General features: G+C 65.5%; 14 protein-coding genes. 7 read left to right on the top strand and 7 right to left on the bottom strand.

All coding sequences use genetic code 11. The features are described from left to right. Positions 1-120 precede the first annotated feature (120 nt). From AC1DVU_RS02550 to AC1DVU_RS02535, 4 genes are all read left to right on the top strand, one after another. Positions 121-2,313 (top strand): alpha-ketoacid dehydrogenase subunit alpha/beta, encoded by a 2,193-nt coding sequence (locus AC1DVU_RS02550; protein WP_476920853.1) that lies wholly within the window; start codon positions 121-123, stop codon positions 2,311-2,313. Continuing rightward, positions 2,310-3,680 (top strand): 2-oxo acid dehydrogenase subunit E2, encoded by a 1,371-nt coding sequence (locus AC1DVU_RS02545; protein WP_476920852.1) that lies wholly within the window; start codon positions 2,310-2,312, stop codon positions 3,678-3,680. The genes AC1DVU_RS02550 and AC1DVU_RS02545 overlap by 4 nt, the downstream gene beginning before the upstream one ends. Before the next feature lie 202 nt (positions 3,681-3,882). Further along, positions 3,883-4,947, top strand: coding sequence for a LacI family DNA-binding transcriptional regulator (locus AC1DVU_RS02540; RefSeq protein ID WP_476920851.1), 1,065 nt, complete (start codon positions 3,883-3,885; stop codon positions 4,945-4,947). Positions 4,948-5,489: 542 nt separating this feature from the next. Then, positions 5,490-6,458 carry an aromatic alcohol reductase gene (locus tag AC1DVU_RS02535; protein WP_476920850.1) on the top strand — a complete coding sequence of 323 codons (969 nt, stop codon included), beginning with the start codon at positions 5,490-5,492 and terminating at the stop codon, positions 6,456-6,458. Between the two features lie 734 nt (positions 6,459-7,192). On the opposite strand, the gene AC1DVU_RS02530 is transcribed toward AC1DVU_RS02535, so the two are convergent. Continuing rightward, entirely contained in the window at positions 7,193-7,723 is a 531-nt protein-coding gene (locus tag AC1DVU_RS02530; RefSeq protein WP_476920849.1) for a M15 family metallopeptidase, read from the bottom strand. A gap of 87 nt (positions 7,724-7,810) precedes the next feature. Between AC1DVU_RS02530 and AC1DVU_RS02525 the strand changes: the two genes are divergently transcribed. Further along, positions 7,811-8,494, top strand: coding sequence for a response regulator transcription factor (locus AC1DVU_RS02525; protein WP_476920848.1), 684 nt, complete (start codon positions 7,811-7,813; stop codon positions 8,492-8,494). 16 nt (positions 8,495-8,510) lie between these two features. Next, positions 8,511-9,566: a sensor histidine kinase gene (locus AC1DVU_RS02520; protein WP_476920847.1), complete on the top strand. Its 1,056-nt coding sequence runs from the start codon at positions 8,511-8,513 to the stop codon at positions 9,564-9,566. A 17-nt stretch (positions 9,567-9,583) separates the two neighbouring features. Here AC1DVU_RS02520 and AC1DVU_RS02515 read toward each other — a convergent pair whose 3' ends face one another. Further along, on the bottom strand, positions 9,584-9,853 hold the full coding sequence (locus AC1DVU_RS02515; protein WP_476920846.1) for a hypothetical protein: 270 nt from the start codon (positions 9,851-9,853) through the stop codon (positions 9,584-9,586). A 296-nt stretch (positions 9,854-10,149) separates the two neighbouring features. Next, positions 10,150-11,349, bottom strand: coding sequence for a 4-hydroxyphenylpyruvate dioxygenase (gene hppD, locus AC1DVU_RS02510; RefSeq protein ID WP_476920845.1), 1,200 nt, complete (start codon positions 11,347-11,349; stop codon positions 10,150-10,152). Positions 11,350-11,469: 120 nt separating this feature from the next. Between hppD and AC1DVU_RS02505 the strand changes: the two genes are divergently transcribed. Beyond that, positions 11,470-11,958, top strand: a complete 489-nt coding sequence (locus tag AC1DVU_RS02505; protein ID WP_476920844.1) for an Lrp/AsnC family transcriptional regulator — start codon at positions 11,470-11,472, stop codon at positions 11,956-11,958. A 98-nt stretch (positions 11,959-12,056) separates the two neighbouring features. Here the strand turns inward: AC1DVU_RS02505 and AC1DVU_RS02500 are convergent, their stop codons facing one another. The 4 genes from AC1DVU_RS02500 to chvE all read right to left on the bottom strand — a co-directional run bounded on the left by AC1DVU_RS02500 (position 12,057) and on the right by chvE (position 17,213). After that, on the bottom strand, positions 12,057-13,214 hold the full coding sequence (locus tag AC1DVU_RS02500; RefSeq protein WP_476920843.1) for a pyridoxal phosphate-dependent aminotransferase: 1,158 nt from the start codon (positions 13,212-13,214) through the stop codon (positions 12,057-12,059). A gap of 18 nt (positions 13,215-13,232) precedes the next feature. Next, on the bottom strand, positions 13,233-14,519 hold the full coding sequence (gene mmsB / locus AC1DVU_RS02495; protein WP_476920842.1) for a multiple monosaccharide ABC transporter permease: 1,287 nt from the start codon (positions 14,517-14,519) through the stop codon (positions 13,233-13,235). Continuing rightward, positions 14,516-16,060 (bottom strand): multiple monosaccharide ABC transporter ATP-binding protein, encoded by a 1,545-nt coding sequence (mmsA, locus tag AC1DVU_RS02490; protein WP_476920841.1) that lies wholly within the window; start codon positions 16,058-16,060, stop codon positions 14,516-14,518. Before mmsA ends, mmsB begins: the two co-directional genes overlap by 4 nt. Positions 16,061-16,136: 76 nt before the next feature. Next, positions 16,137-17,213, bottom strand: coding sequence for a multiple monosaccharide ABC transporter substrate-binding protein (chvE, locus tag AC1DVU_RS02485; protein WP_476920840.1), 1,077 nt, complete (start codon positions 17,211-17,213; stop codon positions 16,137-16,139). Positions 17,214-17,293 lie beyond the last annotated feature (80 nt).

Below are 17,293 nucleotides of genomic sequence, written 5' to 3'. Positions count from 1 at the left end.
GTGAACAGACTAAACTGCGGACCTAGAGTACTGCAACCCATTGCATTGGATCCAGTGACACTCTATTGTGGTCGCCATTGCCTTCGATTGATGGCACGTTCGAGGTGAGAGGGATGCGTGATGGCGAAGAGACGGCGGCTGGAGACCGGGGCGGACTGGATCCAGCTGGAGACCACGGCCGCAGACTGGAAGTCGGCGGATCCTGACCTGCTCGCGACGATCCTCGGACAGCTGCACCTCATCCGCGCCTTTGAGGAGACCGTGCTCGACCTCGCGGGTGCCGGGCTGGTCCACGGGCCCGCCCACTCGAGCATCGGCCAAGAGGGCGGTGCGGTCGGCTCCATCGTCGGGTTGCGCTCGAGCGATGGCGTCAACGGATCCCACCGCGGGCATCACCAGTTCTTGGCCAAGGCCATTGAACACGTCAGCGCGGGTTCACTGAAGCTGGACGATTTGGTCACCGAACCTCTGCAGTCGCTCTTCGAGCGCACGATGGCCGAGATCCTCGGTCTGGCAGCCGGCTTCTCCGGCGGACGCGGCGGCTCGATGCATCTGCAGTGGCTGGAGGCGGGGGCTCTTGGCACCAATGCCATCGTCGGTGGCGGCGCGCCGCTGGCCACCGGCAACGCATGGGCGCAGAAGCACGCCGGCACGACCGATGTATCGATCAACTACTTCGGAGACGGCGCGAGCCAGATCGGCTCGGTCTTGGAGTCGATGAACCTGGCAGCCGCGTGGAAGCTCCCGGTTGCCTTTTTCGTCGAGAACAACCTGTATGCAGTGTCCACCCACGCCAGTGAAGTCACCGCCGACCCCCGCTTTTCGGTCCGCGGGCAGGGATTTGGCATCCCGTCGTGGAGGGTCGACGGCATGGACCCGTTGGCCGTGCACCTCGCCATGGGCGAGGCGCTAGATCGGATGCGCAGCGGCGAAGGTCCGGCTGTCGTAGAGGCCGAGGTCTACCGCTTCTTCCACCAGAACGGCCCCTACCCGGGGTCGGCGTTCGGCTACCGGACGAAGGACGAGGAAGGGCAGTGGAAGGCTCGCGATCCCCTGGAGCGTATGGCGACCGAGATGATGAAGCTCGGTCAGCTGGACGAGACCCTTATCGAGGGAGTCCGGGAGCAGGCTACGCAGGCGATGGCAGCCATCGCGGAACAGTTGACAGAGCCCGACCCGGAGCGCTCGGGACGCCGTCGTATCCGCCCAGACCTCTGGCCGGACCCGGCCGTCGTCGACAGGGGAGTGCGAGGCGATGCCTCCGAGCTGGACTCGCTCACCGCCTCCGACCCGGTCGAACATGCTGGCGCATGGCGCGACGTCACGTTCGTCGAGGCAGTGGCGAGCACAATGGACCGTCGTATGGAGCAGGACGAACGCATCATTGTTCTCGGCGAGGACGTGCACCGGCTCAACGGCGGCACGAATGGAGCCACGAAGGGACTGTTCAAGAAATACGGCGGCGACCGGGTCATCGGCACCCCCATCAGCGAGAACGGGTTCTTCGGTCTGGCCGGCGGCGTCGCCCTCGATGGCAGGTTCCGGCCCGTCGTCGAATTCATGTACCCAGACTTCATGTGGGTCGCCGCTGACCAGGTGTTCAACCAGGTGGGCAAGGTGCGCCACATGTTCGGCAGCAACAACCAGGTGCCCCTGATCTTGCGCACCAAGGTCTCGATGGGTTCGGGCTACGGTTCCCAGCACCTGATGGACCCGGCTGGCATCTTCGCGACGCAGCCTGGCTGGCGCATTGTCGCCCCCTCAAACGCCGCCGACTACGTGGGTCTCGTGAACGCTGCACTAGCGTTAGAGGATCCGGTCCTGGTGATCGAGCACGTCGATCTGTACGGGCAGGAGGACCGCCTCCCCGATACGGACCTGGACTACATCATCCCGCCGGGCAGTGCCGCGATCCGTCGTGAGGGAAATGACCTGACCGTGCTCACGTACCTGTCGATGGTCGGGCACTCGCTCGAAGCGGTCGAGCAGACCGGCATCGATGCGGAAGTGGTGGACCTGCGGTGGCTCGATCGTGCATCCATCGACTGGGACACCATCGAAGAGAGCGTCAAGAAGACCAACAACGTGCTCATCGTCGAGCAGGGGGCACGAGGGGTGTCCTACGGCGGATGGCTGTCCGACGAGATCCAGCGCCGCTTCTTCGACTGGCTGGATCAGCCCGTGCAGCGGGTGACCGGTGGTGAGGCGAGTCCGAGCATCTCGAAGGTGCTCGAGCGCGCAGCCATCGCTCGCACGGAGGAAGTTGTCGAAGGCCTGGAGAAGGCCCGCAAAGGATGGGGAGGTCAGTCATGACGGTCGTGAGGATGCCGGAGGTGGCGACCGGCACTGGTTCGGCCGCCATCCAGACATGGCTGGTCAAAGCGGGCGACGACGTCGCCGCGGGGCAGGCCATCGTCGAGATCGAGACCGAGAAAGCCGTTGTCGACATCGAGGTGGACTTCAGCGGCACGTTCGCGGGGAGTCTTGTCGACGAGGGCAAGGCGACTGAGGTCGGCACCCCGATCGCCGCCATCGCGGTCGGAGGCCAGTCGCTGGAAGACGCGCTCGCGGAAGCTCGAGCCGACTCGGCGACACCATCAGAACCTGCGGCCGACGCGAAAGCATCAGCGGTAGCAGAATCGGACGACTCACGTGAGACGGCACCGCCTCTTGAGCACGCGACGCCTACTGCGGATCGCACGATCACCCATGTGCCGCCAGCCGCGCCGGACACGGAGACTGGTTCTGGCCATGGCGCCGGTGACGGCGGGCGCCAGTTCATGAGCCCGCTTGTGCGTCGCCTCGCACGGGATCGCGGCATCGACCTGACCGGTGTGAACGGTTCGGGACCCAACGGGCGCATCGTCAGGCGCGACCTGGAGGCTCTGCTAGCAGGCTCCAATGAGTCGGCGACTGCCGCACCAGCTGCAGCCGACGGCGCCGGAGCTTCAGCGCCAGCCGGGCCCGTTGAGGATCCGGCACCGTCAACTGACGCAGCGACGTACGTCGACGTGCCGCACACCGGCATGCGACGCGCGATTGCCAGACGGCTCAGCGAGAGCAAGGCGACGGTTCCGCACTTCTACCTGAGTGCGGACTGCCGGATGGACGAGCTCCTGGCGCTGCGGGGACGGCTCAATGAAGCCAGCGACGTGAGGATCTCGGTCAATGATCTGGTGGTGAAGGCGGTTGCAGGTGCGTTGATGGACGTCCCGCAAGCCAACGCGACTTGGTCTGACGATGCGATTCGTCAGTACGCTCACGCCGACATCTCGGTGGCGGTCTCGATCGAGTCCGGACTCATCACGCCCGTCATCCGTGGTGTCGACCGCCTGTCGGTCAGCGAGCTGAGCGTGGCGATCCAGGACGTAGCCCAACGTGCTCGTGACGGCCGGCTCAAGCAGCAGGAGATCGAGGGTGGAGCGTTCAGCGTGTCGAACCTCGGTATGTATGGGGTTTCGGAGTTCTCCGCCATCATCAACCCACCTCAGGCTGGGATCCTCGCCGTCGGAGCAGCTTCCAGGAAGCCCGTGGTCGCAGACGACGGCACTCTCGAAGTGGCGTCGGTGATGACTGTGACCTTGTCGGCAGACCACCGCGTCATCGACGGTGCGATCGCCGCGTCGTGGCTTGCGGCGTTGACGAAACGGATCGAGAACCCGTTGAGCATCATCATCTAGGTGTGTTCCGGCTCGGACCGCTCGTAGTGCCTTGGCGGCGGAGGCGCGGGGCGTGGGCGCGCGGACCGTCCACCTACAGCACGCAACGCTCCTTCGCGCCTATGATGATCGTCAGCATGCGAAATGCGCATCGATTGCCTGCCGAGGCATCCGGCGTTGCCTGGGGTCTCTGGCGTGAGCCTGAGGTTGGAGTCGTACCAGGATGAATCGCGAGGAAGGCACCCGACGGATCGAGTCGACGCGGCGGGCAACCATCGAGGACGTCGCCAAGATGGCCGAGGTGCACAAAGGCACCGTCTCGCGCGCACTTAACGAACGCACACGGCATCAGGTGAGTCGCGAGACGCTCGAGAAGGTCGAGCGTGCGTCGCGACAGCTCGGCTACGTGCCGAACGCATTGGCCCGTGGCTTGCGAACCAGCAATTCGATGACCATCGGCGTCGTGTTGCCTGATATCACCAACCCGTTCTTTCCTCCCGTCATCCGAGGGATCGAGCGGTTCGTCAATCCCCGCGGCTACACGTCGTTGATGGTCAACACCGATGGCGACCAGGCGACCGAGCGCACCGCTCTGCTGTCTCTCATTGACCGTCGCGTGGACGGTCTCATCGTGGCATCGGGCCACCGGGACGAATCCGTTCTGACCGAGCTGTACGAGTCCGGCGTGAAGGTCGTGCTGCTCAACCGCGACGCCGGATCGGTGCCGTACCCCTTGGTCACCGGCGACGACTCGAGCGGTGTCAGGGCGTCGGTGGAGTATCTGGTGAAGTTGGGTCATCGGGACATCGTCCATCTCGCCGGGCCTCCGAACCTGTCCACCAGCTTGAGGCGGGCCCAGGCGTTCGAGGCTGCCTGCGATCAGAGTCCCGGCGTGACAGGGCGCGTCGTTTCCTCCGAGGCGCTCAGTGCCCACGCTGGTGAGCGCAGCATGGCCGAGGCTTTGGACGGTGACGTGAGGCCGACCGCCGTAGTGGCAGGCAATGACCTCATCGCATTGGGAGCGTTGCGCGTCATCCGTGCTCGCGGGTTGCGCTGCCCCGATGACGTGTCTGTCGTCGGCTTCAACGACATGCCCTTTGCCGAGGACTTCTGGCCCCCCTTGACGACTGTTCGAGTGCCCACCGAGGCCATGGGCATGCGTGCTGCACAACTGATTCTGGAGTCGATCGACTCAGGTTCCCTCGAGCAACAGACCGTGATGCTGCCGGTGTCGTTGGTCGTTCGCGAATCGACCGCGCCGCCCACTCACCAGATGCCGGCGATCTAGGCACTGGGTTCGGTTGAGGCCTTGACGATAGCTATGTTTTGGTGGCATCGTTGCAACCGATTGCACCGTGGCCTTGAAGGGACGAATGATGTCGATCACCACCCGCGAGACGGCGGCACAGCATAGGGCCCCGGCCGCATGGGCGGGGCGGACTCGAGTGATCCGCAATGCGCGGGGAGGCCAAGCTGGCGGTAGTGCCGCCGCTCGCCACCTCGGTTCATCTGACATCAAGGCCATCTCGGCTGGGGCGGGACGCACCTCGCTGCGGGCGCCCGTGGAGTGGGCGGACCGCAATAGCTGGCGATGGCAGCTCATGGTTGGACTCGGACGAACGCTTTTGTTCATCGGAATCTTCTTCACGGTGGCAGCTTTCGTCGAAGTTCTTGGCTGACACGCTCATCTGGGACTCAACAGTCGGCTGTCCGAGACTGGGTCGCACACGCCTGCTGGGGTCGATGTCGACCCGGGCACGGCAAGCATCGAGCGATTCTGAATTGCCTGATGACAAGACATCGCTCGAACATGCAAGAAGCAAATGAGGAATGCCACCCATGCCAATCACATCTTCCATCCCGACTTCTCGATCGATCCTTGTCATTGGAGCAGGGGAGCTCGGCATGCCCGTGCTGCGCAATGTTGCGCGCCGAGCTCGAAACGCGGAGGGTGCGACCGTCAGTGTCTTGTTGCGTGCGAGCACCGTCAGTTCGGCCGTGCCGGAGAAGCAGCGTGACATAGCCGAGATCCGCAATCTCGGGATCGACATCGTCGAGGGCGACCTCGTGAGGAACTCCGTTGGCGAACTCGCATCGCTGTTCGCGGGATACGACACCGTGATCGGGTGCACGGGTATAACCGCTGGGCTCGACGCGCCCATGAAGGTGGCAAAGGCGGTGCTTCAGGCGAAGATCCGGCGCTATTTTCCGTGGCAGTTCGGCGTCGATTTCGACGTGATCGGTCGCGGAAGTCCGCAGGACATCTTCGACTCGCAATTGGATGTGCGCGAGCTGCTGCGAGCCCAGGACGAGACCGAATGGGTCATCATCTCGACCGGAATGTTCATGAACTACTTGTTCGAACCGGACGTCGGCATGGTCGACCTGGCGAACGACACGGTCAACGCCTTGGGGAGCCTGGACACAGCCGTCACGCTGACGACCCCCGAGGACATCGGCACCTTGACCGCCGACATTGTCTTCGCCGAACCCCGAATCCGCAATGAGATCGTCTACCTCGCCGGCGACACCATCACCTACGGAGAGCTAGCGGACGCGCTGGAAGCAGTTCTCGAGCGTCCGTTCAAGCGCACGGAGTGGACCGTTCCTTTTCTGTTGGACGAGCTTGCCGGCGACCCCGACAACATGACGGCGAAGTACCGCGCCGTGTTCGCTCAAGGCCGAGGGGTGGCGTGGGACAAGAACGGGACGTTCAACGCACGCCGCGGGGTCCCCGTGACCGACGTACGAGACTGGATCGGAGAAAATCTCGCAGTCCGGGAGACTGGATCGACGTGAGCGAGCGCAGGCGCAACAGTGCCGCGAACATGGCTGGCCACTCACGACTGATGTCGGACCCGTCCGACTGGCTCGTTCTACCTCCTCATCGAGCGGGGCGAACGATGCAGGTAGATTCCCCTGCTCGCCGCGGGGGTCGACGCGACGGCATGTGCGGCCCTCGCAGTCGGCGGGCACTTCTCAATACGCGTGTTCGTGTAGTCGTGGACCATGTGAAGTCTCCATCGTCTCGGGAAGAATCGGGGCGCCGGGACGCGCAGCGCCGTCGGTTGGCCGCAAATGTGTCCCGATTGGGGGATCAGATGAATAGGGCACGGCACGGGCCTAGGCGTGGCCCTATGTGGGCCGGCAGCGTTCGGGTGGATGGAATGCGCGTCACAACGTGTCAGGGACTCCGGCGCCCCCCACGGCGAAAAGCGCCCCCGAAGTCATAAATGCAACTGAAATGATGGGCAAAAAACTCAGTCCGAGGTCACTAGTGGTGAGGATGTCAGGCTCGCACATGGTTCAGCACCCTTGAATGGGCGCGCGCCCCCGGCGCGCCCCCGCCGTGAGAATCGATGCAATCGGAGGCACGTATGGGCCTGCGATTTCAAGGAAAAACGTACCTATCAACCTCTCGTAATGAAAAGGTCGTCAGTTCGATTCTGACAAGCGGCTCAACGAATTTCTGACCTTCCCCGTCCGGCCCCGACAACGTGAAGTCGAAGTACGTGTCCGGGTACGGCACTCTCTCACTGCTGCATCCGGGGATCGTGGGCGGCGTCTGCGTACCTGGCCGGGCAACCGCGCTCGACGGCATCGGGCCGGAGCTCGTAGTGCCAGGGTTCGTTGTCGTAGATCTGGCAGAGCCCGTATGAAGCGCCGCGCCGGGACAACCACTGCATGGCATCGGAGTCGCCGATGTCGATCGCGTCGCCGGACACGTGTGATGACGTCTCCGGCGTGGCCACCCATCGAGCCGCCTCCGCCGCCGAGCCGTACTCGGAGACGGCCTCGCGAAGCAGTCGCTCCTGGTACTCCCGAGAACGCCAGCCGCTGGTGACCCTGAACGTGACGCCGTCCCCAGCAGCGTCGGTCGCCGCTCGCCGGAGGGCAGCGACGAGGTCGGAGTCGAGGTTGGCCACGGCTGGGACGTCGTCGAACACCGTCACGCTCTCGGTGACGTGACCGTCGGCCTGCGAGGAGGAGGCCTCCAGCAGCGGGTAGCCAAGGACGCCGACCAGCGTGGTGCCGAGGACCAGGAGGGCAATGCGAAGGGACATGCCCACAGTCAAGGCAGCGCGACGTTGTCAGCACGTATGTGGTTTTTGATACGCCGGCGATATGCGCCGACTCGTAGCATCAGGACTGTGCGCGTGTTGATCGTCGAGGACGAGCCCCTGATGGCAGGCGCCATTCGCGACGGGCTTCGCCTCGAGGCGATCGCAGCCGACCTCGCCGGTGACGGTGACACCGCGCTGGAGCTGCTCGGCATCAACACGTATGACATCGCGGTCCTCGACCGTGACATCCCAGGTCCTTCGGGCGACGAGATCGCCAAGCGCATCGTGGCCTCCGGCAGCGGCATGCCGATCCTGATGCTCACCGCCGCCGATCGACTCGACGAGAAGGCCTCCGGTTTCGAGCTGGGCGCCGACGACTACCTGACCAAGCCGTTCGAGCTCCGCGAGCTCGTGCTCCGGCTCCGAGCACTCGACCGCAGGCGCGCGCACAGCCGGCCACCCGTGCGGGAGATCGCCGGTCTGCGTGTTGACCCGTTCCGGCGCGAAGTCTTCCGGGACGGTCGCTACGTCGCGCTCACCCGCAAGCAGTTCGCCGTGCTCGAGGTCCTCGTCGCTGCCGAGGGCGGTGTCGTCAGTGCCGAAGACCTGCTGGAACGCGCGTGGGACGAGAACGCCGACCCGTTCACCAACGCCGTACGCATCACGGTCTCGGCGCTGCGCAAACGCCTCGGCGAACCGTGGATCATCGCCACGGTTCCGGGCGTCGGCTACCGCATCGACACGGCTCCCGGAGGGGAGGACGGTGGATAGGCCGGCAGGCTTGAGCGTGCGGCTCAAGCTCACCCTCAGCTACGCCGGCTTCCTCATCGTCGCCGGTGGCCTGCTGCTCACGGTCGTGTGGGTCTTCTTGCTGCGGTACGTGCCGGAGGTGACGAACGGCCCGGTTGCTGCACCCAATCGCTCCGACCTGATGGCTGCGTTCGTGCCGAAGGCAACCTGGGCGCTGGTGTTCCTGCTGCTGTTCGGTCTGCTGGGCGGATGGATCCTCGCCGGCAGCATGCTGGCACCCCTGACCCGCATCACCCATGCCACCCGCCAGGCCGGGAACGGGTCACTGTCCCACCGGATCCAGCTCGAGGGCCGCCAGGACGAGTTCCGCGAGCTTGCGGACAGCTTCGACGCGATGCTCGCGCGGCTCGAGGCACAGGTCGCCGAGCAGCAGCGGTTCGCCGCCAACGCCTCACACGAGCTGCGCACCCCACTGGCGATCACGCAGACCCTTCTCGAGGTTGCCCGCAACGATCCGGACCACGACACCGGCGAGCTGGTCGACCGGCTCCTCTACGTCAACACCCGGGCGATCGATCTCACCGAGGCGTTGCTCCTGCTCAGCCGCGCCGATAAGCGGTCCTTCACGCGAGAGCTGGTGGACCTGTCCCTCATCGCCGAGGAGGCGACGGAGACGCTCTTCCCGCTCGCGGAGCAGCGCGGTCTTGCCATCAAGACCTCCGTCGAGGCGACCCCGACCAACGGCTCGTACGCGCTCCTGCTGCAGATGGCGACGAACCTCGTGCACAACGCGATCGTCCACAACCAGCCTCAGCAGGGCGGGGTGTGGGTCACGACCGGCGTCGAGTCCAAGGGTGTGCGGCTGACGGTCGAGAACACCGGCCCCGACCTCGTCCCTCACGTGGTCTCGACACTCACCGAGCCGTTCCAGCGTGGCACCGAACGCATCCGGTCCGACCACGCGGGGGTGGGCCTCGGCCTCGCCATCGTCAAGAGCATCACCCAGGCGCACGACGGAACCCTCACGCTGACGGCCCGGGAAGGTGGAGGCCTTCGCGTCACGGTGCACCTGCCCGCCGCGCAGCCCGACTGAAGCAGCGTCGAGCGGGTTCAGGAGCGGCCGAGTGCCTTCGCGAGCTCGTCCCGCCCCATCTTGGAGCGGCCCTTGATGTCGCGGCGCTTCGCCTCGTCGTACAGCTCCTGACGCGTCTTGGGCTCGCTCCCACCGGTGCGTTTGCGCTGCGCGACCGCCGCACCTTGCTTGCCGAGTGCCGTCTTGGTCGCCTTGGGCATGTGCGCGAGGGACCGCTTCTTCTTGGCTGCGCTCACTGCCTTGCGTACGTTCTGCCTGGCCGCTCGCGTCTGCTTTGCGGTTGCCATGGGTACCTCCTTCTCGCGAAGGTGCTACCCGTCGGTCCCGGCAGTATGCGCGAGCGCGCACTCGCTGATCAGCCGCGCTGGGACTTGCGGAAGATCTTGGGGTAGATCGCCCAGGCGATGAGCAGGGCCTGGACCTCGATCAGCGCCCCGATGAGGATCTGCGTGCTGGTCATTGTGACTCCGTACCTCGACTGTGAGGTGGTCAACGAGCCTGTCCTGCGGATGGTTACGGCGCCTCGCGCCACCCCTCAACCCACAGTCTTCCCCGCATCGCCAAATCGCAACCCCTGTGTGCGTCAGAAGTTGCCCCGCTTGGCCTGCTCCCGCTCGATCGCCTCGAACAGCGCCTGGAAGTTGCCCTTGCCGAAGCCCAGCGAGCCGTGGCGCTCGATGAGCTCGAAGAACACGGTCGGGCGGTCGCCGATCGGCTTGGTGAAGATCTGCAGCAGGTAGCCGTCCTCGTCGCGGTCGACCAGGATCCCGCGCTTCTGCAGCTCCTCGATCGGCACGCGTACGTTGCCGATCCGCTCCCGCAGCTCGGGGTCCGTGTAGTACGACTCCGGCGTGTCGAGGAACTCGATGCCGGCGGCGCGCAGCCGGTCGACCGTGTCGAGGATGTCGTTCGTGGCCAGGGCGAGGTGCTGGGCGCCGGGACCGCGATAGAACTCGAGATACTCGTCGATCTGGGACTTGCGCTTGCCGACGGCCGGCTCGTTGAGCGGGAACTTGACCCGGTGGTTGCCGCTCGCCACGACCTTGCTCATCAGCGCGCTGTACTCCGTCGCGATGTCGTCGCCGATGAACTCGGCCATGTTGGTGAAGCCCATGATCCGGTTGTAGAAGTCGACCCACTCGTCCATGTGCCCGAGCTCGACGTTGCCGACGACGTGGTCGAGCGCCTGGAAGATCCGCTTGGGCGCATCGGCGGGCTTGGCGATCGATGAGCGGCGCTCGACGTAGCCGGGCAGGTAGGGGCCGGAGTACGCGCTGCGGTCGACGAGCGTGTGGCGGGTCTCGCCGTATGCCGCGATCGCGGCGATGCGCACGGTGCCGTGCTCGTCGCTCAGCTCGTGCGGCTCCTCGAGGATCGTGGCGCCCTGGGCGCGGGCGTGGTCGATGCACGCGTCGACATCGGGCACCTCGAGGGCGATGTCGATGACACCGTCACCGTGGGCGCGGTGGTGGTCGAGGATCATGCTGTCGGGAGCGACGCCGCCCTTGAGGACGAACCGCACGGCGCCGCTTTCCAGGACGTACGCGTGATGGTCGCGGTTGCCGGTCTCGGGTCCCGAGTAGGCGACGAGCTCCATGCCGAAGGCGGACTGGTAGAAGTGCGCGGCCTGCGTGGCGTTGCCGACGGCCCACACGACGGCGTCCCACCCGGTGACCGGGAAGGGGTCGGTCGTGGTGTCGTATTCCACCAGACCGACGAGCTGCTTGAGCTGGTCCAGGTCGAGGTGGGCGAGGCGTTCGGCGTCAGTCAGGTCGAGGGTCATGGCACTACATCAACCCATCGCGGCGGGATGGGCAAGCGGCGCAGTCAAGGGTGGTCACATGTCCTACATGAGCCGCGTAGACTGCAAATCATCTGGACAATCTGCATATCTGGAGGACGTATGGATCAGCTCGATGTCGCGCTCGTCGAGGCGATGCGCGAGCACCCACGAGTCGGGGACCTCGAGCTGTCCCGGATCACCAAGGTCGCCCGCGCGACGGTGCAGTCGAGGCTGGCCAAGCTCGAGCGGGCCGGTGTCATCAGCGGCTACGGCCCCGACATCGATCTCGTGGCCGCCGGTCACCCGGTGCTCGCGTTCGTCACCCTCGAGATCGCCCAGGGGATGCTCGACGCGGTGACCGACGAGCTGGAGTCGCTGCCGAACGTCCTCGAGGCCTACGTCACGAGCGGCACTGCCGACGTCGTGTGCAAGATCGCGGCGACGTCGCACGAGGACCTCCAGGCCACGCTGCTGCACATCAGCAAGTCGGGCTCGGTGGTGCGGTCGACCAGCGTGATCGTGCTGTCGGAGCTCGTACGCCCGAGGGTTCTGCCGATGCTCAAGAAGGGCGCCGAGGGAAGCACCTCAAGAGCCCCCGCGTATCGGTAGGGGTCTCGATACACCGCCTCGTTCCTCGGCGGCACTCGACCAGCCTTCCCTCGGTGGTCGAGTGCGTGCGAGGAACGAGCACGTGTATCGAGACCACGCTACGTGCGGAGGGCCTGCAGCCTTTCCAGGGCTTCTTCGATGACCTGGGGTTGCTTGCAGAAGGCCCAGCGGACCAACGGGCGACCGACGTCGACGTGGTCGTAGAACACCTGGTGCGGGATCGCGACGACGCCCGCGCGCTCCGGCAGGGCCCGGCAGAACTCGACCCCGTCGTTGAACCCCAGAGGGGTGATGTCGGTCGTCGCGAAATAGGTGCCCTCCGGGACGTAGACCTCGAACCCGATGTCTGCCAGCCCGGCGCACAGCAGGTCGCGCTGCGACTGCATCTGGGCGCGGAGGTCGTCGAAGTACGCATCGTCGGCGCCCAGCGCGTGTGCGATGGCCGGCTGCAACGGCGAACCGGAGGTGTAGGTCAGGAACTGCTTGGCGCCGATCATCGCCTGCACGAGCGCGGCCGGACCCGTGGCCCAGCCGATCTTCCAGCCGGTGAACGAGAAGGTCTTGCCCCCGCTCGAGATCGTCAGCGTCCGCTCGGCCATGCCGGGCAGTGTCGCGATCGGGATGTGCGGGAGCCCGTCGAACGTCAGGTGCTCGTAGACCTCGTCACTGATCACCACGAGGTCGTGCTCGATCGCGACGGCAGCGATCGCGTCGAGCTCCTCGCGCCGGAGCACCGTGCCGGTCGGGTTGTGCGGCGAGTTGAGCAGGATCGCGGTCGTACGCGGTGACACCGCGGCGTGCAGCTCGTCGATGGGCAGCCGGAAGCCGGGGGCACGCAGCGTCACCGGCCGGCGCACGGCACCGGCCATCTGGATCACAGCGACGTACGAGTCGTAGTAGGGCTCGAGCACGATGACCTCGTCGCCGGGATCGACGAGACCCAGCAGCGCCGAGGCGATGGCCTCGGTCGCGCCGGTGGTGACGCCGACCTCGGAGTCGGGGTCGACGTCGACTCCGTAGAACCGTTTCTGGTGAGCCGCGATCGCCTCGCGCAGCTCCGGCACGCCGGTTCCGGGGGCGTACTGGTTGCGCCCGCCGCGCAGGGCGTCGACCGCGACCTCGATGACCTCGGCCGGGCCGTCCGTGTCCGGAAAGCCCTGGCCGAGGTTGACCGCACCGGTCCTGAGCGCCAGCGCGCTCATCTCGGCGAAGATCGTGGTGCCGAGACCTGACAGGCGGGCGCTCGAGGTCTTCATGCGGTCGATCCTAGGTTGCTACGGCTTGACCGGGACCTCCGTGCCGGGCAGGTCCGCATGCTTGATCTCGTCTATGAGGTCATCAGGTGGTGGCGCCGCCGTCGTGGTGTCCTCGGACCCGGCACCGCCGCCGACCGAGGTGCGCTTCTTGTTCCAGACGTCGAACGCGACCGCGGCGAGCAGCACGAGACCCTTGACCGCCTGCTGCCAGTCGATCGAGGTGCCCATCAGCGACATGCCGTTGTTGAGGACACCCATCACGAAGCCACCGATGATGGCGCCGACGACCGTGCCGACACCGCCGGTGACGGCCGCACCACCGATGAACGCCGCGGCGATCGCGTCGAGCTCGAAGTTGGTGCCGGCCTTGGGGTTGGCGGCCGTGAGGCGCGCTGCGGTGACCATGCCGGCCAGTGCGGCGAGCAGGCCCATGTTGGTCATCACCAAGAAGTCGATGCGGCGCGTGCGCACACCCGACATCGTCGCGGCGTCGACGTTGCCACCGATCGCGTAGACGTGACGACCGATGATCGTGCGCTCCATGATGAAGCTGTAGATGCCGATCAGGACGAACAGGATCAGGCCGACGACCGGCAGGCCGCGGTACTGCGCGAGGACGTACGAGAAGCCGAACAGCACCGCGACGATCGCGACGAGCTTGGCGTAGAAGACCGGCAGCGGCAGGACCTCGAAGTTGTAGCGCAGCGCCGACGAGCGCTTGCGGAACTCCAGGAACACCAGGAACACGGCGAGCAGGGCTGCGATCACGAGCGTCAGGTTGGCGAGGCCTGTGTCAGGCCCGACCTCGGGGAGGAAGCCGTTGCCCATCGACTCGAAGCCCTTGGGCAGGTTGCCGACCGTCGCGCCCTCGAGCACGACGAGCGTCAGGCCGCGGAACAGCAGCATGCTCGACAGGGTCACGATGAACGCCGGGATCCCGACGTATGCCACCCAGAACCCGTGCCAGGCGCCGATCGCAGCTCCGAGCGCGAGGCACAGGATCACCGCGATGGGCCAGGGCACGTCCCACTTGGTCATCATGATCGCCGCGACCGCGCCGACGAAGGCGGCGACGGAGCCGACCGACAGGTCGATGTGGCGGGCGATGATCACCATGACCATGCCGATCGCGAGGATCAGGATCGATGCGTTCTGGGTCAGCAGGTTGGTGACGTTGAGCGGGCGCAGCAGCACGCCGTCGGTCTGGATCTGGAAGAACACGACGATCGCCACCAGGGCGATGACCATGCCGTACTGCCTGACGTTGCCTCGCAACAGGCCCTTCATCGTGCTTGCGGTGCTCATCGTCCTACCTCTTGTCCATGTGTTGATGTGGTCATGTAGCGCATCAGGGTCTCCTGGTCGGCTTCGGCGCGATCGAGCTCGCCGGTGATGCGTCCCTCGGCGAGTGTGTAGATGCGGTCGCAGAGTCCGAGCAGCTCCGGCAGCTCCGAGGAGATGACGATGACGCCGCGGCCCTGCTTCGCGAGGCGCTGGATGACGCCATAGATCTCATACTTGGCGCCGACGTCGATGCCACGCGTCGGCTCGTCCAGGATGAGCACCTGGGGATCGGTGTACATCCACTTGCTCAGCACGACCTTCTGCTGGTTGCCGCCGGACAGCTTGGCGACGCCCTCGTTGACGGTCGGTGTCTTGATGTTCATGCTGCTGCGATAGCGCTCGGCGACGACGACCTCCTCGCGCTGGTCGACCACCAGGCCCTTGCGGAGCTGGTCGATGCCCGCTGCGCTCACGGAGCGCTTGATGTCGTCGAGCAGGTTGAGCCCGAGCGCCTTGCGGTCCTCGGTGAGGTACGCGATGCCGGCCTCGATCGCGGCGTGCACCGACTTGAGGTGCAGCTCCTTGCCGTCGAGGATCAGCTGGCCCTCGATGTGGCTGCCGTACGAACGGCCGAAGATGCTGCGGGCCAGCTCGGTGCGGCCGGCGCCCATGAGTCCGGCGATGCCGACGATCTCGCCGCGGCGGACCATGAGGTTGGCGTTCTTGATGACCTTGCGTGAGCCATCGACGGGGTGCCGCACGTTCCAGTCGCGGACCTCCAACAGCACGTCGCCGATCTCGGGCTCGTGGTCGGGGAAGCGGTGCTCGAGGTCACGGCCGACCATGCCGCGGATGATGCGGTCCTCGTCGACCTTGTCCTCGGCGACCGCGAGGGTCTCGATCGTCTTGCCGTCGCGCAGGATCGTGATCGCGTCGGAGATCTGCTCGATCTCGTTGAGCTTGTGGGAAATCATGATGGACGTGATGCCCTTGTCCTGCAGCCCCTTGAGCAGGCCGAGCAGGTGCTGGGAGTCGTCGTCGTTGAGGGCTGCCGTGGGCTCGTCGAGGATCAGCAGCTTGACCTCCTTGGACAGCGCCTTGGCGATCTCGACGAGCTGCTGCTTGCCGACGCCGAGGTGCTTCACCGGGGTCAGGGGGTTCTCGGCCAGGCCGACGCGAGCCAGCAGCTCGATCGCCTGACGGTTGGTGCGGTCCCAGCTGATGATGCCGCCAGCGGCGTTCTCGTTGCCGAGGAAGATGTTCTCCGCGATCGACAGCTCAGGGATCAGCGCGAGCTCCTGGTGGATGATCACGATGCCGGCCGCTTCGCTCTGGCGGATGTCCTTGAACTCGACGACCTCACCCTCGAAGACGATGTCGCCGTCGTAGGAGCCGTGCGGGTAGACGCCGCTGAGCACCTTCATCAGCGTGGACTTGCCGGCGCCGTTCTCACCGCAGATCGCGTGGATGTCGCCGGTCTTGACGGTGAGGTTGACGTCGTCGAGCGCGATGACGCCCGGGAACTCCTTGGTGATGGAGCGCATCTCAAGGATCGGTTTCATGATGCGGGCTTTCCTGTTGGTCCGGTGGGGTGTGCGTTGTGGGGCGCCCCCACGCAGAAGGGGCGCCCCACACGTATCACTTGAGGTCGGCGTCTGTGTAGTAGCCGGAGTCGACCAGGACCTTCTGAACGCTGTCCTTGGTGACGGGCACCGGGTCCAGCAGGTAGGACGGGACAACCTTCTTGCCGTTGTCGTACGTCTTGTCATCGTTGATCTCGGGCTTCTTGTCAGCACCGATCGCCTTGATCATCGCGACCGTGACCTTCGCCAGCTCGCGCGTGTCCTTGAAGATCGTCGAGTACTGCTCACCCTGCAGGATCGACTTGACCGACTGCACCTCGGCGTCCTGACCGGTGACGACGGGCAGCGGTTTGTCGCCACCGCCGTAGCCGTTGGACTTGAGCGCCGCGATGATGCCGAGCGACAGTCCGTCGTACGGCGACAGGACGCCGGCAACGGTCTCGTTGGTGTAGCTCTTCGTCAGGATGTCCTCCATGCGCTTCTGCGCCGTGGCGGGGTCCCAACGCAGGATCGCGGCCTGCTTGAAGCCGGTCTGGCCCGAGACGACCTTCATGTCGCCCGAGTCGATCATGGGCTGCAGGACCTTCATCGCACCGTTCCAGAAGAACGTCGCGTTGTTGTCGTCCGGCGAGCCGGCGAACAGCTCGACGTTGTAGGGAGCCTTGCCCTTGGCCTTGAGGCCATCGACGAGGGACTGCGCCTGAAGCTCGCCGACCTTCTCGTTGTCGAACGTCGTGTAGTAGTCGACGGCGTCGGACTCACGGATCAGGCGGTCGTACGCGATGATCGGGATGTCGCTGTCTTCTGCCTTCTGCAGCGTGTCGCCCAGCGCGGTGCCGTCGATCGCGGCGATGACGAGCATCTTCTCGCCCTTGGTGACCATGTTCTCGACCTGCGAGACCTGCGTCGGGATGTCGTCCTCGGCGTACTGCAGGTCGACCTTGTAGCCGGCTGCCTCGAGCTGCTTCTTGATGTTGTTGCCGTCAGCGATCCAGCGCTCCGACGACTTGGTCGGCATGGCAACACCGATGGTGCCCTTGTCGCCGCCGCCTCCGCCATCACCGGAGCCGCCGCACGCCGCCAGGCTCAGCGCCACTGCGGCGCCTGCGACTGTTGCGATTATCTTTCGCACTGATTTTCTCCTCATCGTTGCTCGGACTGCAGGGGCTGTCCCTGTCCGTTCTTCTTCTTTTCCTTGCGCAGACGTCAAAG

It is taken from the genome of Aeromicrobium sp. P2_G6 (assembly GCF_056403535.1).
Note: the sequence above shows the minus strand (reverse complement) of the source record. Positions and strands in the feature narration are given on the sequence as shown.

Coding starts and splice junctions, on each gene's coding strand:
- hppD (WP_476920845.1), bottom strand. CDS start 11,349: ATGACCCTCGACCTGACTGACGCCGAACGCCTCGCCCACCTCGACCTG.
- AC1DVU_RS02515 (WP_476920846.1), bottom strand. CDS start 9,853: ATGGCAACCGCAAAGCAGACGCGAGCGGCCAGGCAGAACGTACGCAAG.
- mmsB (WP_476920842.1), bottom strand. CDS start 14,519: ATGAGCACCGCAAGCACGATGAAGGGCCTGTTGCGAGGCAACGTCAGG.
- AC1DVU_RS02505 (WP_476920844.1), top strand. CDS start 11,470: ATGGATCAGCTCGATGTCGCGCTCGTCGAGGCGATGCGCGAGCACCCA.
- AC1DVU_RS02545 (WP_476920852.1), top strand. CDS start 2,310: ATGACGGTCGTGAGGATGCCGGAGGTGGCGACCGGCACTGGTTCGGCC.
- AC1DVU_RS02530 (WP_476920849.1), bottom strand. CDS start 7,723: ATGTCCCTTCGCATTGCCCTCCTGGTCCTCGGCACCACGCTGGTCGGC.
- AC1DVU_RS02550 (WP_476920853.1), top strand. CDS start 121: ATGGCGAAGAGACGGCGGCTGGAGACCGGGGCGGACTGGATCCAGCTG.
- AC1DVU_RS02500 (WP_476920843.1), bottom strand. CDS start 13,214: ATGAAGACCTCGAGCGCCCGCCTGTCAGGTCTCGGCACCACGATCTTC.
- mmsA (WP_476920841.1), bottom strand. CDS start 16,060: ATGAAACCGATCCTTGAGATGCGCTCCATCACCAAGGAGTTCCCGGGC.
- AC1DVU_RS02540 (WP_476920851.1), top strand. CDS start 3,883: ATGAATCGCGAGGAAGGCACCCGACGGATCGAGTCGACGCGGCGGGCA.
- AC1DVU_RS02535 (WP_476920850.1), top strand. CDS start 5,490: ATGCCACCCATGCCAATCACATCTTCCATCCCGACTTCTCGATCGATC.